This is a genomic window from Bradyrhizobium septentrionale (assembly GCF_011516645.4).
Taxonomy (GTDB): domain Bacteria; phylum Pseudomonadota; class Alphaproteobacteria; order Rhizobiales; family Xanthobacteraceae; genus Bradyrhizobium; species Bradyrhizobium septentrionale.
In genome coordinates this window covers 349,320-371,112 of record NZ_CP088284.1, presented here as the reverse complement: position 1 = coordinate 371,112, position 21,793 = coordinate 349,320, and the positions used below count along the sequence as shown (strand labels likewise).

Sequence of the window (21,793 nt, the reverse complement as noted above, 5' to 3'; positions counted from 1 at the left end):
AACATGCAGTTTTTTGCCGAATTGAGATGCTGAGACGGGCTCTTCAGCGATGGAAGACCTCCGGTGAACTACGTAAGGGACCTTCCCTAAGATAAGACGCGAAATTTCGAGACGAAAAAATCTCGGTTAGCAATGCGCCATCAGCCTGCACAGGAGATGGCACATGCTCACTCAATCGATCAGCACTCCCCTCACAAGTCCCAAGGTCGGCCCCGCAAGCCATCCCGCTGCGGACCAATTCCATGCGATTACCGGTCATGCAGGGCTTGTCGCCACGGAATTCTCCTACAGGAAGGACGAGGAAATCTACGGGGAGGATGAGCCGTCAGATTATGTCTACCAGGTCATTTCCGGCTCGGTCCGGAGTTACAAGTTGCTATCCGACGGACGGCGTCAGATAGGGGCGTTCTACCTTCCCGGCGACGTCTTCGGGTTGGAGTCCGGACTGGTCCATCGACTGACCGCCGAAGCGGTCGTCGATACCACAGTTCGCCTGGTCAAGCGTCGCAGTCTTGAACAGGCCGCTGGCGTCGCCGTTCAGGTTGCCCGGAGCCTCTGGACCATGACCGCCGGCGAACTCCGGCACGCTGAAGATCATATGCTGCTTCTTGGTCGAAAGAACGCTATGGAGCGCGTAGCAAGCTTCCTGCTTGAGATGGACCGCCGTCTGGCCGCGACCGGTATGGTGGCGCTGCCAATGTGCCGCAGGGACATTGGAGACTATTTGGGCCTCACGCTCGAAACGGTCTCGCGAGCCCTTTCTCAACTCCACGCCGACGGCGTAGTTGGCTTTTCCGGCGCTCGCCAGATCGTGCTCCGCAACCGACAGCACCTGCGGAACTTGGACGCCTGACGATTTTTTTCCTCTGACCGCAGGCCGCACGACGCTAGGAACACCAGGCGACTTCAAGAACGCAGACCGTTGGAGGCTCGCGATGAATCACTCGATCTATAGTGCCGATCGCACGACCCACATGAAAATCGTGGTCGCCGCACTGGTAACAAACATCGGTGTCGCAAGTTTCGGAATCGCGGTCCGAATCAACACCGGCGACGGATACTCCCAGACTTCCCACGTCATCAAAGTCAAATCGCGCCATCAGGACACTAAATTCGCGGCCGCGGTGCCGACACCCTGAATTGTCCTGGGAAAAACCGGTTAGACGATGCTTTCGGAGACGTGTCAGTTGGGCGACAAGGTAGAGTAATAGATCACCAGCTGATCGATCTCCCGATCTGACAAATCGCGGGCGATCAATTTCATATCGGGGTGTTTGCGCTTGCCGGACCGAAAGGCCAAAAGTTGCTCGCGAAAGTAGATGCTCTTTTGTCCGGCGAGATTTGGCTTTTCAACTTCGCCCCCGGTGCCATTTATACCGTGACAGGGCGTACATACCTCAACAATGGCGGGAGGGTTACTTGTTTGAGCACTCGCGCTCCCGACGTGGGAGCTAAGGCAGAACAATGTGGCCATTGCAGCTGCGAAATATGACTGTCGATTGGGCAACCGCACGGTACGCATACGACGGAGGCCGCCTGATTGACGCATGCGCGCGGGCACGGCGAGGTCTATGATGGCATTGGGTGAAGGGTGAAGGTCAGGCGGCCTGCTGATTGGCTGGCTTGTCGGCCTGGCGCAGGAGCTTCCATTCCCAGGGCAAGAGCTCGTGCAGACGCGATGCGGGATGATCGGCGATACGGGCCAGGACGTCGGCGAGCCAGGCCTTGGGATCGACGTCGTTGAGGCGACAGGTCGTGATCATCGTCAGCATGATGGCGGCACGGTCGGCGCCGCGTTGGCTGCCGGCGAAGGTCCAGTTGCGCCTTCCCAAGGCGATGCCTCTCAATGCGCGCTCAGCGCAATTGTTGGTCAAGCAGATCCTGCCGTCGTCGAGGAAGCGGGCGAAGCCGTCCCAGCGCCTGAGCATGTAGTTAATCGGCTTCAGGACCTCGGAGGAACGCGAGAGGGTTTCGCGCTCGCGGAGCAGCCAGGCATGCATGTCCTCGAGAAGTGACTTACTCTGTTCCTGGCGAGCGGCACGCCGCTCGCCGGCACCGCGGCCGTTGATGGCGCGCTCGATCTCGAACAACGTATCGAGGCGTCTGACAGCCTCCAGCGCGATCGGGGAGACCGGTTTGCCTTTCTTGCCTTCCCGAGCATTTTTCTCGATATCAGCCAGCTCGAAGAAGCCCCGCCGCGCATGGGCCACGCAAAACGCCGGCGTAATCGGCAGCGCCTTCTTCTGCGGGTCGAACAGCGGCTCGAAGCCGCTGTAGCAATCCGCCTGCAAGATGCCGGCGAAGGCGGCCAGATGTCTCTGTGGATGCTCGCCTCGTCGGTCGCTCGAGGCGTAATAGACCGCTGCCGGCGGCGCAGGCCCGGCGAACGGCCGGTCATCCCGCACATAAGTCCAGATCCGCCCGGTCGTGCACTTGCCCTTCGCCAGAATACGGATGGTGGTGTCGTCGCCATGAAGGCGCTCGGCAGCGAGCACGTGGCGTTCGATCAAGTGGAAGAGCGGCATGACGGCGAAGGTCCCGTGGCCGACCTGGTCGGCCAGCGTCGACAACGGCAGGTCGATCCCCTCGGCCTTAAAGCGCGCACTCTGGCGGTTGAGCGGGATATGCATGCCGAACTTGTCGAACAGGATCGTCGCCAGCAATTGTGGGCCGATGAAGCCGCGCGGCGTGGCATGGAACGGCGCGGGCGGCTGGCTGATCTTCTCGCAATCGCGGCAGGTGAACTTCTCGCGTACCGTCTCGATCAGCTTGAAGCGGCGCGGGATCTCCTCCAGCGTCTTGGTCACATCCTCACCGATCTTCGCCAGCCGCGATCCACCGCAGCAGGCGCAGGTCGTTGGAGTCTCAATGACGACGCGCTCGCGTTCGATATCGTCAGGCCATGGCTTGCGCACCGGCCGCTTGCGCATGAAGGGGCGGACGTTCTGCGTCTTCGCCGCTGCGGCCTGTGCGGCAAGCTCATCCTCGCTCGCCGTGGTGACGAGTTCTTCGAGCTCCAACTCCAACTGCTCGAGCAGCCGTGCCGAGCGCTCGGATCGCTGCCCGTGCAGTTCGCGTTTCAGCTTCTCGATGCGCAACTCGAGATGAGCGATCAGCGCCTCGGTATCCGACAGTTTCGCCTGCGCATTCGCGGCTTGCGCCTGCCAGTTGGCGGCCTTCGCCTCGGCTTTCTGTCGCGCCTCACGCTCGGCCTGCAGCGCCGCCAGGGCACTGACAAGGTCCGATGGAAGATCATCCGGCTTCGATATCATGGAGCCATTGAATCAGATCGAGCAGCAGATTCAAACCGTAAAACGACTATCCGACCCGCGTCGGACGCTGGGTTTCTTGAGGGTTGCGCCAATCGATCCCGGACAACAGATAGCTCAACTGCGCCGGAGAGATCGTTACCGATTCACCAGCAACCGATGGCCAGATGAACCTGCCTCTCTCGAGTCTTTTGGTGAACAAGCAGGCGCCCTGGCCATCGTGCCAAATGACCTTCAATAGATCACCGCGTTTGCCCCGGAAGCAGAAAAGACCGCCGCCCATGGCGTCGCGCTTGAGCACTTCCTGCACGCGCAGAGCCAGGCTCGGAAAGCCGCACCGCATGTCGGTATGGCCCGTCGCCAGCCACACCCGCACGCCCGTCGGGATCGGGATCATCGGCGCGCCAGGCCCCGAGCAATTCGAACGACCGCCTCGATATCCGCACCGGGGCCGAAGACCACGCGCAGCCCCTGAGGGCTCACGATTTCGATCTGACCTGTCTCGACAGCTTCCGTCGTTGGCGGCGTACTTGCCGCAACTATCGCAGGGACGAATGTCGGGCCGATCGAATCCTCTTCGGCCGGATCATGACAGGTCCAAGCCTTGCGCCAGCTCAGCAGAAGCTGACGTGATATCCCATACCGGCGAGCCGTCGCCGACACCAGTCGTGGCCCCGAGAAGCTCTCCTCTACGATTCTGAGCTTCTCCGCACGCGTCCAGCGTCGCCGCCGACCGGTCTCCACCAAATCCATGCGGCTCAGCACCGCACTGTCCTTATGTCCGTCCATAAGGACAGTCAGCTACAGATCGGAAAAACTCGCAAGACGGCCGCCCTCGGACGGATACACCGCACGAACCGTCCCATGTCACAACTCTGAGCCACCACGACGACTAACCCCGCCAAAAGACCGCCAGATCGAGCGGTCTTTGGAAGGGCCAGCTGTCGTGATCAGACGGCTCGCTTGAACTGCTCCCGCAGCGTCTGATTGGCGCGATCGAAAGTAGCCCGCGTTTCTGTGAGAGCCGCCGCCAGTACGGACCAGGACTGGCTCCCCGCTTCGTTCAGCTTCAGAAGCTTTTCCTCCGCCACGACGGCATCTGCCTTCATACGCTTCAGGGCGGCGTCGATTTCGTCCCGACGTTCAGCGGCGAATTCGCTGGCCGCGGAGCCCAGTTTGTCAGCGGCTTCGCGCCAGGCGTTTAGTTGGGCGGCGGCCTGAAGTTTAAACGTCGCCTGCTGTTGTTCGACTTGCTTGACGAAGCTCTCGACGTATTTCTTTGCTTCCGCCTCGAAAGAACTCCATTCAGCTTCCAGTAGCGCCTGCGCGCTGATCCAGGCGGATTCATTCTCTTCTGACTGCTTCTTGACGATATTCTGAAAGTCGTCGCGTTTTTTGCGCATAATCGTGAGAACTTTGTCCGCGCTACCGCGGGCGTCGGCTGCTACTTCGGCGACCTTGCTCTCCAATGACGTCAACGTGGCGTCCATTTCATCGAGGCGCTCTTTGGCCCAATTCACATAGAAGTGGGTATTGCTTTGCATAGACATTTTTGCTTCTCCGTGGATTTCCAACGCGTGTAATCGTCCAGATGATCAGCTACCATGCTGACGCGTGCCACTGCTTGATATGCGTCAAGTACGACTCTTCCGGCATATTGATGCCGGGATTTGAAGATTGAGGAGCCCCGAAATTGTGCATCAATTACTAATCTTCGGATGCTTGACCGCTACGCTCATCAAAGAGGGTTCTCAGCACGCGCCACAGCTCGCGGTGGCCGGCGGTTTGTCCGCCTTGCGTTAGGTAATCTGCAATATCCATCGCCGTCGTATCATAGCCGACCGTGCCGCCAATGCTGGCCTCCAAATGCGCTATCTCGCGCTCGACATACAGCTTCTTGCTGTCGGTATCGAATACTAGGCAACAGCGATCGGCATGGGTGATTTCCGGTCCATTTACCTGACGATACAATTCTCGTTTTAGGAGAGCCATACTCCCCTCCCGGTGATGTTGCGACAGCTTGGTGGACTAGCTCAACAGGGTCCGATGCTTTTTTACAGCGTCGTAGATCTCGATCTGAAGCATCGGATAGGACGACTTTAGCTTCCGGCCTGATGCCTCAGCGGCGGCCATTGTGTCGAACTCCGACTTAAAATGGCCATCGACAATCACCACGAAACCTTCGTCAGGAGGCCTATCGGCCCGTAGTGCTTTTTTCCGCTCTGGCTCATCAATTGAGAGGACTGGCTTTTTCATCGGGAGCACCGTCGGATTGCGGTCTATCGTTGCTGCCTCAAAGAAACCCGCGCCGCCTTCACTCAGCTCACGCTTGCAGATTGCCGCCAACCTACGACGCGACTTTGTTCAAGATCAATACCAAACGCATTTGGCGCAATAGTTTGCGGGAGCATCTTGCCGAGCGACGCCCCAAAGGCACTGTTCCGGCTCCATGCCGGGACCCGTACGGCGACTCAGTGTGGGTCCCACTTGTTTGGTCGCCGCCTGGCATCGCGGCCATTCGCGACGACCGCAGGAACAGACTGGCTTGGGCGCATGGAACAAGTCGAAAAATAAGCGCGGCGACTGTCCGTTACCGATCGGAATCGTGAATGAGCGAACGATACCTTGATACTCCATACTGGAGCCAGGACGCCGCTGCGCTGATGGCCGCGTTGGAATCGGGTCCCGGCGGCCTTTCTCCACAGAAGGCCATAGCAAAGCTGCGCCTGGTGGGTCCCAATGTCGTTGAAGAATCATCACGCCTAAGCGCGTTTCATTTGTTTCTGCGGCAATTCGAAAGCCCGCTCGTCCTCATCCTTATATTCGCCGCGGCGATCTCGCTGGTGCTGCAACAATGGGTGGACCCGGCCATCATTCTAGCGATCGTGCTCGGAAGCACCCTGCTCGGCTTTTTTCAGGAGTACCGCGCGTCGACAGCGGTCGAGGAACTGAAGCGCCGCTCGGCGCTGACATGTCGCGCCGTGCGGGACGGTGTCGAGCTGGTTGTGCCCGTCAGCACAATCGTGCCCGGCGATATCATCCTGCTGTCGGCAGGTAATTTGATCCCGGCCGATGGCCTCGTAATCGAGGCCGTGGATTTTCTGGTGAACGAAGCGAGTATGACAGGCGAGTCCTTTCCGGTGGAGAAACAGCCGGGGATCATAAAGCCGGAGGTGGCTCTTTCCGCTCGGACAAATGCAGTCTTTCTCGGTGCTTCGGTCCAAAGTGGCACGGCTAAGGTTCTTGTCGTTGAAACCGGTCTTCGGACCGCATTTGGCGCGATCGCGGCACGGCTTAAAACCCGCGAACCGGAGACCGATTTCGGGCGTGGTGTACGTCAATTCGGATACCTCCTGATCCGCGCGATGGTGATCATTGTTCTATTCGTCCTGACCGTAAATCTGCTTCTCGGTCGTCCGGTGATTGAGTCCCTCCTGTTTGCCGTCGCTCTTGCAGTCGGTCTATCGCCCGAGTTGTTGCCGGCGATCGTCAGTGTGACCCTGTCCGCGGGCGCCCGGGCCATGGGCCGGCGCGGCGTCATCGTCCGCCGCCTGGAGGCTATCGAGAATCTCGGCAGCATGGATATCCTGTGCACCGACAAGACCGGCACGCTGACCGAGGGCACCATCGTTCTCAACGGTGCGCTGGACGCGAACAATCGGCAATCCGACGAAGTCAGCCAGCTTGCCTTCCTCAATGCAACGTTCGAGACCGGCATCGAGAACCCGCTCGATGCCGCGATCGTGGCCGCGGGCACGACCGCGGGCTTGACGACTCAGGGTTTTTCCAAAATCGACGAAATCCCCTACGACTTCGTTCGCCGTCGCTTGACCATCGTGATCGCGGAAGACGGCAATCAGACCCAGCATTTCATCGTCACCAAGGGCGCATTTTCCAATGTGCTCGATATCTGTTCGTTCATCGAACGCGATGCCGTCGATACGCCCCTTACGACCGCATTGCGAACGCAGCTTGGTACTGTCTTTGAAGCCAAGGGGACCGAGGGGTTCCGGGTCCTGGCCGTGGCTACACGCAAAGTCAAGGCCGAGCCGCACTATGGACGCGATCAAGAGCACGACATGACGTTTCGCGGCTTTCTGATTTTCTCCGACCCGCCTAAAGCCGACGCGCAGCGTACGATCCGCGACCTCGCCCAGCTCGGCATTCGCATCAAAGTGATTAGCGGAGACAACCGCCATGTGACGGCACATTTGGCCAAGGCCGTCGGTCTCAACCCGAAGTCGATCCTAACCGGCGAGGCCTTGGGTAAACTCAGAGATGAGGCGCTATGGCATCTCGCGCCCCGCACCGATCTTTTCGTTGAGATCGATCCCCAACAGAAGGAGCGGATCGTCCGCGCCTTGCAGAAAACCGGGCACTCGGTTGGATATCTCGGCGACGGCATCAACGACGCACCGGCGCTGCATGCAGCCGATGTCGGCATCTCGGTTGAGGGGGCCGTGGATGTTGCACGCGAGAGCGCCGACATTATCCTGCTGAGTCGCGATCTCGACTGCTTGCGCAGCGGCGTCGAGGATGGGCGACGAACCTTCGCCAACACGCTCAAATATATCTCGATCACGACCAGCGCGAACTTCGGAAATATGCTGAGCATGGCTCTAGCCGCGCCGGCGCTTCCGTTCCTGCCACTGGCCGCCAAACAGATCCTGCTCAACAATTTTCTTTCCGACGTGCCGTCAATCGCAATCTCAAGCGACAACGTCGATCCTGACCGCTTACTTCTGCCTCAGCGCTGGAATATCAAGGATATCCGGCGTTTCATGATCGTCTTTGGACTGATCAGCTCGGTCTTCGATCTCGTAACATTTGCGGCGCTGCTACTTGTTTTTCATGCCGACCAGCCGACGTTTCAAACGTTTTGGTTCATCGTCTCGCTGCTGACCGAACTTGCCGTCGTGCTCATCCTGCGAACGCAGAGACCGGCATTTCGCAGCAGGCCCAGTCGCTTGCTGTTATGGACCACGCTTGCAGTTGCCGCCGGGACACTCGCAATCCCGTTTCTCGGACCCCTGAGTTCGATTTTTGGCTTTGTGCCACTATCAGCACTACAAATGGGTACGATCGTTGCGATCGTCATTAGCTACATTGCAGCGACGGAGGGAGCCAAGGTCTGGTACTACGGTCGAGAATCAAGGTGGAAGCGAAAACTGCATTACGGATGACCGCTGTTGACGCCATTTGCGGGCAGTTGGTGCCGGCCTAGCGGGGCAGCTAGGCTCGCAGACCACGCCTCGTGTCGTTGCACTAAAGAAACTCTAGAAGCTGGCGCATGACGAGATCGGAAGGACTTGCCGAACGGCGGCTTCGCGCGCCAGAACCGGCCGTTCGATAACCTCGCATTGCGTCTAGGATTATGCTGCTAAACGGCGCTCCTCCTCGGCCACCTCTTGATCACTACCTGAAGCCCTCTTAAGAAAACGAGCCAGGGCAGCCTTTCGTGAATCGCGGTCTAACGCGTATGCGGTCTGCTTGAACTCAATGCCGTCAAGAAGTCCTTGAATATAGCCCGAGATCGTGTCCGCGGCCATGATGAGCGCGGTGTCAAGCGTATGGATGTATTTGCTCGTCACCGAACCTTTGGCATGACCGACCAGAGCGGCGATTGTTACCTCGGTAAAGCCGAGGTCGTTGGCTATGCTCGCGAAGCTATGACGTAGGACATGCGGTGTCACATCCGACAGAGGAGAGTCCTCGAAGATGTGCTTCCAATGACTCGGGAAGCTGCCGAACGCGTTGTCCTCGCCCTGCCCCGGGAAGACGTATGGGCCGACATCATCGGTATGCCGTCGCTCGAGATATTCGACGACAGGTAACCCAATGGGGCGGATGGATTCACCCTCCTTGCTGTCCTCCAACCGCAAGCAACTCGCCTCGGTGTCCGCCTCCGTCCATTTCAAACCGATCATCTCGCTACGCCGGCAGCCGGTCAGCGCAAGCTGACGAACGATGTCCACGATCGTGGTGTATTTCTCCTGCTTGGCGGCGTCGCGGAGCATCCGACCGAGTATTCGATACTCCGCCTCCGACAGTCGACGCTTCCGCACGTTGTCCTTCGGCTTGCGGATACCATGGGCCGGGTTGCTTTCGATAATGCCCGCTTCGACGGCGTAGGTAAGGATGCCGCCAAGAAGACCGACGGTGCGCGTCGCCGTTCCAGCACCGCCTCGGACGATGGCCTTTCCCCGCAGCTTCTTGGTCTTGACCGAAACCCGCGTTTTCCCGGCCATAATGTCCTTGAGGACCTTGTTGATGTCGGTCTTGGTGAGATCCTTGACCCGCCTGGTTCCCAGGAGCGGAATGATGTGTCGCTCAATGCGGCCCGTGTCGGTGGTGATCGTTGAGGCCTTTTTCGGTCTCCCACCTTTCCCAAGGATGAGGCCGGCCTGCAGATCCGCGAAATAGCGGTTGCACAGCTCCTTCACAGTGATCGCCTTGTGATCGAGCTGGCGATCTTCGACGGGATCATCACCCCCAGCGACCCGACCGAGTTGCACCCTCGCCTCTCGGCGTGCGGTCTCTGGCACCCAAGCTCCGTGAAGCCCAATGGTGAAGCGACGTGAGCGGCCTTTCGTCCGATACTGGATGACGTAGCTGCGCTTGCCCGAACTAAAGACCCGGAGTCCGAAGCCGGGCAACTCGTCATCCCAGAGTAGGTAGTCCTTCTCTCGAACATCCGCCGCCTCGACAACCCTTTTTGTGATCTTGACCATGACGTTTCCTTCGTTCCGGACGAGATCTCCCCAAGTAAGCAACGCGTAAGCAGGCGGGAGGAAATCGGTGCGGGGTTTCGGATAGGAACGTCGCTGTTGTTGTTGAGAATATCCAGTTGCTTCAGCCGGATAGCGTGGTATAGCGTGCCCTATCGCACTTTTCGGACGGGTACGTTATCTTGCTCCGAAGGCAAAGGTCACACGTTCGAATCGTGTCGGGTGCGCCAGTGATTTAAGGCTTTTCGGCCTTTTTGGCTCTTCCGCTGATCGGCGGTGTCACCAAGGTGTCACCATCATCTTTCTCCCGGCTACCGGCTCGCGAATGGTCGCGGCGCCGAAACCAGCGGAGTGAGCAATGAACGCCGAAACTGAAATCAGAATCCTCGAAGCGAGCCCAAATGTTATCGAAGCGGGCCGCACATTCTTTCGCCTCGAGCGGCCGATCACCGAGGCTCGCGACCTTGTGTAAGCGCTGTTTTCAGGCCACAGCTTTGAGGTCGTGACGGCAATAGGCCCACGGCAGCAGGTGATCGATCTCGTTATTCGGATGACCGTTGACGATCCTGGTGAGCGCGTCGGTCAAGTAGGCAAGCGGATCGACATCGTTCAGCTTACAGGTTTCGACCAGGGAGGCGATGATAGCCCAGTGCTCGGCACCACCGTCGGAGCCTGCGAACAGCGCATTTTTCCGGTTGAGCGTGATCGGACGGATCGAGCGCTCTACGGCGTTGTTGTCGAGCTCGATACGGCCATCATCGATAAAGCGCGTCAGGCCCTCCCAGCGTGAGAGCGCATAGCGGATGGCGTCGGCCAGCTTGCCCTTTTGGCTGATCAACGCGAGCTTTGCGCGGAGCCACTGCTCGAAGGCTTCCGCCAGCGGTCGGCTTTTCTGTTGCCGAACGAGACAGCGCTCCTCGGCGCTACGGCCACGGATGTCCTTCTCGATGGCATAGAACTCGGCGATATGCTTGAGCGCCTCGCCCGCAATGGGCGCGGGACCGGGGGCGGCGAGTTCGTAGAAGTTACGCCGCATGTGGGACCAGCAGAATGCAAGCTGAACGTCGCCACGCTCGGCCAGCTTGCCATAGCCAGCATAGCCATCGACCTGCAGGATCCCCTTGAAGCCTGCCAGATGCGCGATTGGTCGGTCGGCTTTGCGATCGGGAGCATAGACATAGGCGACGCCCGGCGGATCGGCGCCGCCCCATGGCTGGTCGTCCGCTGCATAGGCCCAGAGCTGACCGGTCTTGGTGCGCCCTCGGCCGGGATCGAGCACCGGCATCGTCGTCTCGTCGGCGAACAGCTTTGGCCGTCGCCTGAGCTTGCCGAGGAGGCGCTCATGCAACGGACGCAGGTGGAAGGCTGCTTGTCCCACCCAGTCCGCCAGCGTCGAACGATCGAGCTCAATGCCCTGGCGGGCGTAAATCTGAGCCTGCCGATAGAGCGGCAAGCGAGTCGCGCGGGGGAATCTCACCCCCGCGCGCTCCCAGAACCGTACGTGAACCTCTCGGCTCATACGGCTCCCAGCGTTCGGCCTCGGCCATAGAGAAGCGGCCAATGAGCGAAGAGTTCGGGCTGAGCCCGGACCAACCGCGCCAGCCACGCCCGAGCGTCACGGGGACGCTGACGAAAGCGCTTGAACTTGCGAGCCGCCCATCTGAGGACATGCGCATCTATCCGACGCATCGTCGAATAGAGAGCAGATTTGTAGAAGTGGCTGTAGTAGCCGATCCAACCCCGGATGCAGGGATTGAACATCCGAGCGAGATCGTGCAGCACTTTGTCGCTGCGCCGCTGAAGGCCCCAATTACGCAACGTACGCCGGATATCCTTCAGCGCCGTCGGACTTGCTGCCGGCAAGAACGAGACCCCATAGAGGCCGCCCCGCCATTTCGCCAGCCTCGGACGGAACGTGTATCCGAGGAAGTCGAAGCTGATACATCCGTATTCGCCTTTTCGGTTGGTATCCTTGCAGTAGACCAGTTTGGTCTTCTGCGGATGGAGGACCAGACCGCAGGCGGCGAACCGTTCATCAACAGCACGCCACAACCTCAGCGCTTCACGTTCAGTCTGGCAGTGACAGATGATGTCATCAGCATATCGTTCGAACAATATGCCAGGCATCTCCCGCTCTATCCAGATGTCGAACGCGTAGTGCAGGAACAGGTTTGCGAGTAGCGGCGAGATGACACCGCCCTGTGGCGTTCCCCGTTCCCTCGCGACAAGCTTGCCATTGTCGAGCATCGCGGGCGCCTTCAGCCAGCGTTCGATATAGAGCCGAACCCAGGCGCAATCCGTGTGCTTGCACACAGCCCTGAGGAGCAGCTCGTGATCGATGCTGTCGAAAAAGCCCTTGATATCGATGTCGAGCACCCAATCGGAGCGCCAGCACCGCTGACGCGCCACCCGGATAGCATCGACTGCCGAGCGCTTGGGGCGATAGCCGTAGGAGTCGGCGTGGAAAATAGGTTCCAGCGACGGCTCCAGTCGGCGTCGAACAACCTCTTGCGCAATACGGTCGGCGACGGTGGGGATTCCCAACGGCCGCGTTCCACCATTCGCCTTCGGGATGTCCACCCGGCGCACCGGCTGCGGCATATAGCTGCCTGAGGACAGTCGATTCCAGAGCTTGTAGAGATTGGCCGAAAGCCGGCTCTCAAATTCTTCGATCGACTGCCCGTCAACTCCAGCCGCTCCTTGGTTGGCCTTCACTCTCTTGAAGGCTTCCCATACCTCCCGCTTCGGGATGGCGAACGGCTTTGCCCGCGTCATACGGCTCCTCCCGTCACCGGTTGGCCGCAGCCGAGAGCTGAACGCCACGGCCCCTTCGGTCCGGCGCCATTACGGCGCCTTCATCCCTACTACGAACCGTTCTGCCCCTGTGTCCCGCATCGGTACGCTGGATCTCGCAGGGTTCGCCCGCTCGACCGTCTTCCTTAGCATCGGAACGACAGGTTCTCCTGTTCCACGTAAGAGCCTGATCCAAGTTCACGCCGCCTTCGAGCCGGACGCCGCACAGGCCGGTCTTCAGGACTCCGCCTGCACTAATCCCCGGGCGACCACCAGCTCGGGTTTTGACGTCGACAATATGCTTTCGGCAGTTCATCGGCGGTTTGCTTTCGCTCGTCTCCTTGGATCTCACCTGACGGGTCGAAGCCCGCCTTTTCCGCGACGCTCACTACCATCGCTCTTTACGACAGCAGCTCGCGGCGGTTTGAAGCCAACGCCTGATCGTCGGCTCCGAGGGGCCCGCCCTCATCTCTCACGCAGCTTCCACACCTCCTTTCGTTGGTGTGTTCCAGGACACACGGTGATCGGCATATTTGGACACCAGAACCTGGGCGACGGTTGCTTCGGTCGGCAGTCCGCCCTCGATCAACCGGGCCGGGGCCGGCGCCTGCATGACACCGTCCTCGCAAGCGCGGCAGGCGTATTTGGGACGCCGGGTAACGAGGATCCGGAACTGCGCCGGGACCAGGTCCAGCCGCTCGCTTCTATCCTCGCCGATCCGATGTAACTCGCCCTGGCAGCAGGGACAGGTCTTGTCCTCGATGTCGACGACGACTTCGATCCGCGGCAGGTGCGCCGGCAAGGCGCCACGGTTGACGCGGCGCCTACCGGCTTGCACCTCACGGCCTTCAGGTGCGCTGACGTCCTGCGCCGTCTCGCCGTACGCTGCCACCTGCTCGACGTCTTCTAGGCCCAGCAGCATCTGATCTTCAGGCAGCGTCTCTGCCCGCCGGCCAAACCGATGCCGCTGCAGTTCCTTGATGATCTGACGCAGCCGTTCGCTCTCGCACCGCTCCGCAAGCAGCATCGCTTTCAGCGTCTCGGGATCGTCAGGCAGGGCGTCGCTCACACCCAATTCAGAGCATATTCGCCGCCAACTGGCGACGCGTCCGACGCTCCTGATTCACTTCGCCGCAGCACCGCCAACAACTATCCCGCTTGTGTTGGCGCCGGCGTCGCCCGTGCTTCATGCACAAGCCGCCAGTCGAGCCCCTCCAGCAGCGCCGACAATTGCGCCGCCGACAGACGCATCACACCGTCCTCGATCTTCGGCCAGCGGAAGATTCCATCCTCCAGCCTCTTGGCGAACAGACACAAACCCGTTCCGTCCCAGAACACCAGCTTGATCCGATCCGCCCGCTTGGCCCTGAACACATAGACAGCTCCCGAGAATGGGTCAGCCCCCATGCTCTCGCGCACCAGGGTAGCAAGCCCCTCCATTCCCTTGCGGAAGTCTACCGGTTTGGTCGCCACCATCACCCGGACCGCACCCGACGGACCGATCACTGGCTCGCCTTCAGCGCCTGGACGATCGACGCAATCATTGTTGGGTCGGCACCACGACCGGCCCGGATCGTGATGCCGTCAACTTCGATCTCGATGATCCCGGAATCCGTCTTGGCCTTGCAGCGCACCGCTTTGCGCTCACGGCCAAGAGCGGGCGCCGGCACTACGGCATCCACCACCGCCGGCACAAACTGTACTTCTTCCACTTCGGAATGACCGCCCGCAGCTTCTCGCAACTGACGGCGCCAGCCAAACAACTGCTGCGGCGACAATCCATGCCGTCGCGCTACCGAACAGACCGAGTCGCCGCTCGCAACGATCTCCGCAACAATCCGCGCCTTGTCCTCGTCGCTCCACTTCCGCCGACGGCCGGCTCCAGTGAAGACCTCAAGCCGCCTCACCGGCTCCGTGATAGCACTATGCTCTGTGTCCATTCTAAGCCTAACGGTTCAAACAAACCGCAGACTCGCAGATCACCCCGTCAACCGGTAGGTGGCCGCTGAACAGCGCTTACGACCTTGTCGCTATGTTGGTCGAAATTTTCGCACACCCCGAGCCCGGCCTCACGGAAGAAGCAGCGCGGGGCGTTTTTATTACCCTGGGGATCGTATCGAAACACTTGCGGGCGATCGGCGACGAACTAGAGCGGCGCATTCTAGAGCCTTCTAGCGGCACTCAGGCACGCCGCACATTTGGTCGACGGCAGCGCTAGGGGGCACGACGATGACCAAATCAATTTGGACCCTACTAGGAAGCCCAGCGGAGTCCGCTGACGATCTCTATTTCCGAACCGACATTTCCCCGGAGACGGTCTTCATCGCCATAGGGCAGCTCCGCAAAGAGGCCCGGGCCGAGATAGACCGGCTTATCCGGTTTCTCGATTCCACCGACGACCATATGGAGCGAGAGCCGCACGACGACGAGCCGTCGCTCGGCACCCAAGAGGCGTTCCCAGGACAGGGCCGTAGCGGAGGTGGCGACGATCGCGAACCGGATCTCGGCAGCTTCGACCGAATGACTGATCAGCGCCTGTCCACCCGGCAGCACCATCTTGGCGAGGAGCGGGTCGAAGTCGATGCTGAGCTAGACCAAGCAGATAGCGAGCCGAGCCTCGGCGCCCTCGATCACAACCATAGCCAAGATGTATGGGCTGCAGGCGGGCGCCGTGACCTGGAGCGGGATCCCGCCGAATCCGGCATTGCCGACCTTGAGGGCCTTTACGAACAGGGAGCCGAGACGCAGGACTGGCAACAGGGAGCCATGGCATGATGCCCGTAACTAGAAGACTCGGCCTGCAGATCATGGCGGGGGCTGCAGCGGCCCCGGCTGCGGCATCAACCATTCCGTTGGTAAATCCCGACGCCGAGCTGATTGAGCTAGCCCGTCCTATTCGTGAGAGTGCGTTTTTTAGTCCGCTTGATGTGGCCGCACATCTGCTCTGACGAGGCGCGCGGGATTGCCTTCGGCTTTTCACCGCCTGACCGACCCGTACTTTGCAACGCGCTTGAGGTGTAGGTTGGGCGAACGGGGGGCGGATGCCCCGCCGGTCAAGGACCGAGCGGCAGCAGCGCGCCTGGCAAGCCGCGGATCAGGTCGGCTTCGGGACATGCCGCGGCAAACGCAAGGCGAATGCGGCTCGTGGTCTCGACGACACGGGCAGCGAGTTTCAAGAGACGAAGACGCAGCGTCGCGAACTCGGCTGTGGCCAATTCCCGGGCTTTGGGAATCGCGTCGCGCACGGTCAGCATCAGCCAATAAGCGGCGGTGTGGAGAACGAGGCGGACTTGATTGGCGAGCGCCGAACGGCAGCTGGTGCGATCGGAGGCGAGCTGTGTCTTATGCAGCTTGATCAGATTCTCGGCTTGGCCGCGCGCGCAATACAGGCTGTCGTAGATCCACTCGGCCGAGCCGACATCGAGGCTGGTGACGACGAAACGGATGTCGAGGCCGAGCATCGTCGCCTCAATACGGGCGACGGTACGCCGTTCGCGATCCCAGGACTTGGCCTTGTGGCGCGTCTCGGTATAGCCACGCAGAACCGGCAGGTTCTCGATGGCGCGTCGCGTGCGGATGTCGTCGGCGGCCTCGTCGAGTTTTCTGGCGAGCGGCTTGGTGCCGGACAGACCGAAGATGTAGTCGATGCCGTTGGTCTCGCACCACGCCATGGCCTCCGGCCGGGCATAGTGCCCGTCGCCACGGAACGTAATTCGCGTGTTGTGCCACCGCGTCCGGATATGCCGGATCAGGCGGCGCAGATGGGCACGCACCTCGACGCCGCCCGGCGTCTTGCCGGGCCGCAACACGACCGCCACGGGCCGGCTCTTCTCCGTGTCGTAGACGTGGATCGGCAGGAAGCAGCGTTCGTCATAATGAGCGTTGAACAGCGAGAGCTGCTGATGGCCGTGGACGACATCGCAGGTATCATCGATGTCGAGCGTGACGGATGCCGGCTCGCGCGGGTAGCTATCCATCCATGCGTCGACCAAAGTGTAGGTCAGTCGGATCACGTCGCGCAGGCGCGGAGCATTCTCCAGCCGCGACAGCGTCGGTTGGGAACACAGATCGCGACCCGTGTCCGGCAGCCGTCCGCAGGCCAGCTTGAATGCGGGATCGGACCGCAGATGATCGAGGTCGTCGGCGTCCTCGTAGCCGCAGCAGATCGCGAACATGCGCGCGCGGAACATATCGACAAGGCTGTGCACGACCCGCGTCGGATCGCGCCGATCCGGGAACACCCGGGCCAAATTGTCGGCCAAGCCGAGACGCCGCTCGGCCATCGCCAGAAGCATCACGCCCCCGTTCGAGGTCAGCCGACCGCCATCGAAGGCAGCTGTGACTTTCTTGGCGTGAACGGCTGGAAACGAGAAGGGCAGAATCGTATCGTCGGTCATGGCGGGCGTGGCGTTCGCGGTTGAGGTGATGGGGTTGGCTTCGCAACCGAATCCTACGCCGCATCAGCGCTTTACACCACGCTCGCCAGCCTCTCAGGCGCACTCTGACGAATAAGACGGGCTAGGACGCCGGTTCGTCGAAAATCGCGGCTTCGCGATGCGGCCAGTGCGGAGACCGGCCGCCTGGTTGCGATCGGCGCCGACGACGCAGCGGCAGAAGATGCGTTTGAGGACGCAATGGATCAACTGCGAGTGATGTTCGCTCGGATGGTCACAATGCGCCCCACGACTATCGAGGGTTTGCGCGCCATTGCCTCAGCGGTCCTCAATTTCGAATGGGACCGCAACAACGTCGAGTACTGCGAGGGCGGCGCCGGTGACGTCGAAAGCGCGGCGGTTGCGGTGCTGGTCGCGGGCCTACTCGACAAGCCGCTTCCGGATAGTCTGCTCGACTGGGCAGCCGCCCGGATCTGATCGAAAAAGTAACGCCGCCGGTCTCAGAAATACGTGCCCGGCGGCGTTCTGTTCTTCCAGCACCCAGGGCCCTGAAATTCCCCAGTGCCAAAATCCTAACCGCAACCGTCCCCGTAAGCTGTTGCGTCGTTCACACAAGCTTAGGAAAGAGGAGCCGGCGCGCTTGTGGCGACGCACCAGCCCCTCCCGAAACGTGACCGTCTGTTCCCCACCCGGTCCCGTCCCTCAGGAAGCCTGTGCCGAGCTGCTTGCTGATTTGCTAATGGCCCTACTTGGGCTGCCCCATTTAGGTGCGGAATAGATATCGTTTTTCGGCGAGCAACGAGGATGCCGATTCCCGTTACTTCAGAGTGGGGGACTGGGAGTTTTAGTGGCGATGGCGCGGGGAGCGCCACGGTCGCTTACCGGGGTTTCTTCCGTGGGGGTGAACGGAGTTCCGGGCCGCCTGATCGGAGGGATTAATCAATGTCCTTTCTCCCAGCATGGGTATAGCGTCGGGCAAAGGGACAAAAATGAAAGACATCCTGAACTATTTAGAGAAGCTCCGCTGCGATGCGGCGGAGTGCGCGATGATCCGCGATCTTACCACCGACGTTCCGAAGCGAGAGCTGTTCGCGAGGCTGGCCGAGCATTTGACTTTGCTGGTGTCGATGGTTGAGCGGGAAGCGTCGACACGCCAGCAGCCGTGAAGACTGTATCCCACTTCCTGTGTGCGCCGAGCCTCTACCTGCGCTTGGGAGCGCACTATCGCCAACTAGCCTGCGATATGCGCAGTGTCATTGCGAGCGTCGATGCAGCCGCATAACAGCGTTTGAATCCACGCGCTGACCCCATCTCTTGTTGAGCACGGCCAAACTTGGGCAGCGCCGAAATAGGCCAAGCTGGCTGACCTTCGTATGTTAATGCGAGCTTCCGAGCCGAAATACATAATGGTCTTGCTTCATCAATGGTCCTTTCCTGGCCTCGGCGAAACCCCCTCGCTGGGGCCATTCTTTGCGTGGGCCGCCGCGCGGGATCGCCGTCCCCTCGCCAGCCTGATGCTATATTATCTGATGGACCTCTTCCTCCGCCCCACCGTCATAGCCGGCACCCATTGACCAACTCGTTGTAGGCGAGTGCAGGCTCGCCCGATAGCTGAGCGGTAGGAACGCGCAACACGCGCACTCCAGCAAAACGTTCCATGCTTTTTTGGGATTCTGAACCTCCTCCGAATGAGTGGACACCTGTAGTAGGCTCAGAGAGCCCGGAGGTGTCGGATGCAAGAGCGTCAACGTCGGTCGTTTACCGAGGAGTACAAGCGGCAGGCCGCTGAACTCGTGGTATCGAGTGGCCGGTCGATCACGTCGGTCGGCAAGGAACTCGGTCTGCGTGATTCGGTGCTGCGGCGCTGGGTGGAGAAGCTCCGGCAGGAGCCGGCAGGAGCCGGCAGCGGCGGCGCGGCGCCCCACGACGCAAGCGACGCCGATGCCGGCGGACCAGGCTGCCGAGATCGCCCGGCTGCGCGAGGAGAATGAGCGGCTGCGCATGGAGCGGGACATTTTAAAAAACTGTCCAGCGCCGTGGCGTGCCTGCGCGGGGTAGAAACAGCCTTGTGCTATCGTCTGAGGCCGGGAGGGTAGCGGCCGTCAGCTTATTGGAGGCACTGTCCCCGTTAAAAAACGTGGTCCATGGGTGCATGCGGACTTGAGAGTGGTGACGGCGCTCCGGCGGCGATCCCGATTAGGAAGATGACAAATTGGCATAACCCAGACCCTCCTGCCCATGATTGGACGGAGGACCCGCAATGCTCAAGACGACAACTGCAGATCGCCCGGAATTGAAGCCAGTCAACGTCGGGGCGGCTGCCATCGACATCGGATCAAAGATGCACATGGCCGCCGTGAACCCGGCCTGCACCGATGTCCCAGTGCGCACGTTCAGCACGTTCACACAGGACCTGCATAGTCTGGCGGACTGGTTCAAGACATGCGGTGTGACCAGCGTCGCGATGGAATCCACTGGCGTCTATTGGATCCCGGTCTACGAGATTCTGGAGCAGCGCGGGTTCGAGGTCATTCTGGTCAACGCGCGGTATGCCAAGAATGTGCCCGGGCGCAAGACCGATGTCAGCGATGCTGCGTGGTTACGCCAGCTTCATTCCTATGGGCTGTTACGCGGCAGCTTCCGTCCCGATGCCGAGATTGCGACCCTGCGCGCTTATCTGCGCCAGCGGGAGCGGCTGGTTGAATATGCTGCCGCCCATATCCAGCACATGCAGAAGGCTCTGATGGAGATGAACCTGCAGCTCCATCATGTCGTCTCGGATATCACCGGAGCGACTGGTATGCGGATTATCCGAGCCATTGTTGCAGGCGAGCGCAATCCCGACGTTCTGGCAACCTATCGAGACGTGCGCTGCCATTCTTCAACGGAGACGATCCGCGCGGCGCTGATCGGCAACGACCGGGAGGAACATGTCTTCGCTCTGACCCAATCGCTGGAACTCTACGACATCTACCAGGCGAAGATGCTGGACTGCGACCGCAAGCTCGAAGTCTTGATCGCCGCGCTTAGCAACAGAGAAGCAAAGCCGGTCGGAAAGCTATCCCAGCCACGCGTAAAGACCAAGCAGGTCAACACACCCACCTTCGATGTCAGGACCGCGCTGTACGGTGTGCTCGGCGTTGATCTGACTGAGATCCATGGGCTGGGTCCGTCACTCGCATTGAAGCTCGTCGGCGAGTGCGGCAAGGATCTGAGGGCGTGGCCAACCGCCAAGCACTTCACCTCTTGGCTCTGCCTCGCACCCGGCAACAAAATCTCCGGTGGCAAGGTACTATCTTCACGCACGCGGAGATCCTCCAGCCGGGCAGCCGCACTACTGCGATTGGCAGCCACAACCGTGGGGCGGAGCGATACGGCGCTCGGAGCATTCTATCGCCGGCTGTCCTCACGCGCGGGCAAGTCGAAGGCGGTGACGGCGACCGCCCGCAAGATTGCAGTTTTATTCTACAACACACTCCGGCATGGCATGAGCTACAGGGATCCAGGTGCCGACCAATATGAGCGACAATATCGCAGCCGCGTCCTCGCTAACCTTCAGCGCCGGGCCAAATCGCTCGGCTTTGTCTTGCAGGCCATTCCGTGCAACGCCAATCAGGCTGTTTCTTAGGAAGTCGATCGCGATCTTTGCCGGAACCCGGACATGAGCTTCCGCTTCATTGAGGACCATCGCGACGCCTATCCGGTGCGGCTGATGTGCGCCGTGCTCGGGGTCTCGGCGGCCGGCTATTACGCTTGGCGTGAGCGCCCGGTAAACGCACGCGCAACCACCAATGCCGCGCTGCTGGCTGCGATCCGACAGGTCCATCAAGACAGTGGCGGACGCTATGGCAGTCCGCGGGTCCATGCCGCTCTGCGGGTACAGGGACGTGGCGCCAGCCGTGGCCGGATCGAACGCTTGATGCATCGGCACGGCATCCGCGCCATCATGGCATCACCGCGTCGCGTTCGGACCACCGACAGCCGCCACGGCCTGCCGATCGCGCCGAACCTCATCGAACGTCATTTTGCAGCCGCGGCCCCAAACCGGATCTGGCTCGCCGATATTACCTACATTCCGACTGCAGAGGGCTGGCTCTACCTGGCGGCCATCATGGACCTCTTCAGCCGCAAGATCGTCGGTTGGGCGATGCGGGATCACATGCAGGTCGAACTCGCCTCGTCCGCCTTGAAGATGGCAATCCAGCAGCAGCATCCGGAAGGCGGATTGATCCATCACTCCGATCGCGGCGTGCAGTACGCCTCACAGGACTATCGCGCGATCCTGTCGGCCGCCGGCATCACGGCATCAATGAGCCGCAAAGCCGACTGCTACGACAATGCCCCGATGGAGAGCTTCTTCCATACCCTGAAGACCGAGCTCGTTCATCATCGCCAATATGAGACCCGGGCCGAGGCCCAGCGCGATATCTTCGCCTTCATTGAGGGCTTCTACAATCGAACTCGACTCCATTCCGCCATCGGGTACCTCGCCCCGATCGAGATGGAGCTAAAACCAGCTTAACCCTGTCCACTTTTTCGGGGGAAGATCATTCTGCCCTATGTCCGAGGAACAAGTGTTCACTTTGTAACTTAAGTCCTCGCCTCGCTG

At 60.5% G+C, this 21,793-nt stretch carries 21 protein-coding genes and 3 pseudogenes; 10 read left to right on the top strand and 14 right to left on the bottom strand.

Annotated elements, in window-relative coordinates:
* Nucleotides 1–163: 163 nt before the first annotated feature.
* A complete protein-coding gene (locus tag HAP48_RS01615) occupies nucleotides 164–853 on the top strand; it encodes a helix-turn-helix domain-containing protein (protein WP_166217663.1) in 690 nt (229 codons plus the stop codon).
* An 82-nt stretch (nucleotides 854–935) separates the two neighbouring features.
* Nucleotides 936–1,139, top strand: coding sequence for a hypothetical protein (locus tag HAP48_RS01610; protein WP_166217660.1), 204 nt, complete (start codon nucleotides 936–938; stop codon nucleotides 1,137–1,139).
* Nucleotides 1,140–1,183: 44 nt separating this feature from the next.
* Here HAP48_RS01610 and HAP48_RS01605 read toward each other — a convergent pair whose 3' ends face one another.
* The 7 genes from HAP48_RS01605 to HAP48_RS01575 form a co-directional block, all read right to left on the bottom strand.
* The gene (locus HAP48_RS01605; RefSeq protein ID WP_166217657.1) at nucleotides 1,184–1,474 is read right to left on the bottom strand and encodes a c-type cytochrome; all 291 of its coding nucleotides are present in this window, start codon (nucleotides 1,472–1,474) and stop codon (nucleotides 1,184–1,186) included.
* A gap of 124 nt (nucleotides 1,475–1,598) precedes the next feature.
* Nucleotides 1,599–3,272, bottom strand: a complete 1,674-nt coding sequence (gene tnpC, locus HAP48_RS01600; RefSeq protein ID WP_166205228.1) for an IS66 family transposase — start codon at nucleotides 3,270–3,272, stop codon at nucleotides 1,599–1,601.
* Between the two features lie 46 nt (nucleotides 3,273–3,318).
* Complete coding sequence (gene tnpB / locus HAP48_RS01595) at nucleotides 3,319–3,666, bottom strand: IS66 family insertion sequence element accessory protein TnpB (RefSeq protein ID WP_063676425.1); 348 nt, start codon at nucleotides 3,664–3,666, stop codon at nucleotides 3,319–3,321.
* On the bottom strand, nucleotides 3,663–4,058 hold the full coding sequence (gene tnpA, locus HAP48_RS01590) for an IS66-like element accessory protein TnpA (RefSeq protein WP_166202956.1): 396 nt from the start codon (nucleotides 4,056–4,058) through the stop codon (nucleotides 3,663–3,665). Before tnpA (HAP48_RS01590) ends, tnpB (HAP48_RS01595) begins: the two co-directional genes overlap by 4 nt.
* 161 nt (nucleotides 4,059–4,219) lie before the next feature.
* On the bottom strand, nucleotides 4,220–4,819 hold the full coding sequence (locus HAP48_RS01585) for a sll1863 family stress response protein (protein ID WP_166217654.1): 600 nt from the start codon (nucleotides 4,817–4,819) through the stop codon (nucleotides 4,220–4,222).
* 157 nt (nucleotides 4,820–4,976) lie between these two features.
* On the bottom strand, nucleotides 4,977–5,261 hold the full coding sequence (locus HAP48_RS01580; protein ID WP_166217651.1) for a hypothetical protein: 285 nt from the start codon (nucleotides 5,259–5,261) through the stop codon (nucleotides 4,977–4,979).
* Nucleotides 5,262–5,297: 36 nt separating this feature from the next.
* Nucleotides 5,298–5,615: a hypothetical protein gene (locus HAP48_RS01575; protein WP_224497183.1), complete on the bottom strand. Its 318-nt coding sequence runs from the start codon at nucleotides 5,613–5,615 to the stop codon at nucleotides 5,298–5,300.
* A 263-nt stretch (nucleotides 5,616–5,878) separates the two neighbouring features.
* Here HAP48_RS01575 and mgtA point away from each other — a divergent pair, with 263 nt between their 5' ends.
* A complete protein-coding gene (gene mgtA / locus HAP48_RS01570) occupies nucleotides 5,879–8,452 on the top strand; it encodes a magnesium-translocating P-type ATPase (RefSeq protein ID WP_166217648.1) in 2,574 nt (857 codons plus the stop codon).
* A gap of 189 nt (nucleotides 8,453–8,641) precedes the next feature.
* Here mgtA and HAP48_RS01565 read toward each other — a convergent pair whose 3' ends face one another.
* The 6 genes and pseudogenes from HAP48_RS01565 to tnpA (HAP48_RS01540) all read right to left on the bottom strand — a co-directional run bounded on the left by HAP48_RS01565 (nucleotide 8,642) and on the right by tnpA (HAP48_RS01540) (nucleotide 14,730).
* Complete coding sequence (locus HAP48_RS01565) at nucleotides 8,642–10,000, bottom strand: tyrosine-type recombinase/integrase (protein ID WP_166217646.1); 1,359 nt, start codon at nucleotides 9,998–10,000, stop codon at nucleotides 8,642–8,644.
* A 478-nt stretch (nucleotides 10,001–10,478) separates the two neighbouring features.
* Nucleotides 10,479–11,459, bottom strand: a pseudogene (gene tnpC / locus HAP48_RS01560) (IS66 family transposase); the annotation flags it as partial.
* A 53-nt stretch (nucleotides 11,460–11,512) separates the two neighbouring features.
* Nucleotides 11,513–12,772 carry a group II intron reverse transcriptase/maturase gene (gene ltrA, locus HAP48_RS01555; RefSeq protein ID WP_166208709.1) on the bottom strand — a complete coding sequence of 420 codons (1,260 nt, stop codon included), beginning with the start codon at nucleotides 12,770–12,772 and terminating at the stop codon, nucleotides 11,513–11,515.
* A 538-nt stretch (nucleotides 12,773–13,310) separates the two neighbouring features.
* Nucleotides 13,311–13,817 (bottom strand): annotated as a pseudogene (locus HAP48_RS01550) (transposase domain-containing protein); the annotation flags it as partial.
* Between the two features lie 122 nt (nucleotides 13,818–13,939).
* The gene (gene tnpB, locus HAP48_RS01545) at nucleotides 13,940–14,296 is read right to left on the bottom strand and encodes an IS66 family insertion sequence element accessory protein TnpB (RefSeq protein WP_092304020.1); all 357 of its coding nucleotides are present in this window, start codon (nucleotides 14,294–14,296) and stop codon (nucleotides 13,940–13,942) included.
* Nucleotides 14,293–14,730, bottom strand: a complete 438-nt coding sequence (gene tnpA / locus HAP48_RS01540) for an IS66-like element accessory protein TnpA (RefSeq protein ID WP_166217287.1) — start codon at nucleotides 14,728–14,730, stop codon at nucleotides 14,293–14,295. Before tnpA (HAP48_RS01540) ends, tnpB (HAP48_RS01545) begins: the two co-directional genes overlap by 4 nt.
* A gap of 289 nt (nucleotides 14,731–15,019) precedes the next feature.
* Between tnpA (HAP48_RS01540) and HAP48_RS01535 the strand changes: the two genes are divergently transcribed.
* Entirely contained in the window at nucleotides 15,020–15,565 is a 546-nt protein-coding gene (locus HAP48_RS01535; RefSeq protein ID WP_166217643.1) for a hypothetical protein, read from the top strand.
* The gene (locus HAP48_RS01530) at nucleotides 15,562–15,738 is read left to right on the top strand and encodes a hypothetical protein (protein WP_234622320.1); all 177 of its coding nucleotides are present in this window, start codon (nucleotides 15,562–15,564) and stop codon (nucleotides 15,736–15,738) included. The genes HAP48_RS01535 and HAP48_RS01530 overlap by 4 nt, the downstream gene beginning before the upstream one ends.
* A 105-nt stretch (nucleotides 15,739–15,843) precedes the next feature.
* On the opposite strand, the gene HAP48_RS01525 is transcribed toward HAP48_RS01530, so the two are convergent.
* The gene (locus HAP48_RS01525; RefSeq protein WP_166204320.1) at nucleotides 15,844–17,187 is read right to left on the bottom strand and encodes an IS1380-like element ISBdi2 family transposase; all 1,344 of its coding nucleotides are present in this window, start codon (nucleotides 17,185–17,187) and stop codon (nucleotides 15,844–15,846) included.
* A gap of 276 nt (nucleotides 17,188–17,463) precedes the next feature.
* Here HAP48_RS01525 and HAP48_RS01520 point away from each other — a divergent pair, with 276 nt between their 5' ends.
* From HAP48_RS01520 to HAP48_RS01500, 5 genes and pseudogenes are all read left to right on the top strand, one after another.
* A complete protein-coding gene (locus HAP48_RS01520) occupies nucleotides 17,464–17,661 on the top strand; it encodes a hypothetical protein (RefSeq protein WP_166217141.1) in 198 nt (65 codons plus the stop codon).
* Nucleotides 17,662–18,173: 512 nt separating this feature from the next.
* Complete coding sequence (locus tag HAP48_RS01515) at nucleotides 18,174–18,350, top strand: hypothetical protein (RefSeq protein WP_166217138.1); 177 nt, start codon at nucleotides 18,174–18,176, stop codon at nucleotides 18,348–18,350.
* A gap of 567 nt (nucleotides 18,351–18,917) precedes the next feature.
* The gene (locus tag HAP48_RS01510; protein WP_166217640.1) at nucleotides 18,918–19,175 is read left to right on the top strand and encodes a transposase; all 258 of its coding nucleotides are present in this window, start codon (nucleotides 18,918–18,920) and stop codon (nucleotides 19,173–19,175) included.
* A 269-nt stretch (nucleotides 19,176–19,444) separates the two neighbouring features.
* Nucleotides 19,445–20,812 (top strand): IS110 family RNA-guided transposase, encoded by a 1,368-nt coding sequence (locus HAP48_RS01505; protein WP_166204212.1) that lies wholly within the window; start codon nucleotides 19,445–19,447, stop codon nucleotides 20,810–20,812.
* A 33-nt stretch (nucleotides 20,813–20,845) separates the two neighbouring features.
* Nucleotides 20,846–21,706: pseudogene (locus HAP48_RS01500) on the top strand (IS3 family transposase); the annotation flags it as partial.
* Between the last annotated feature and the right edge of the window lie 87 nt (nucleotides 21,707–21,793).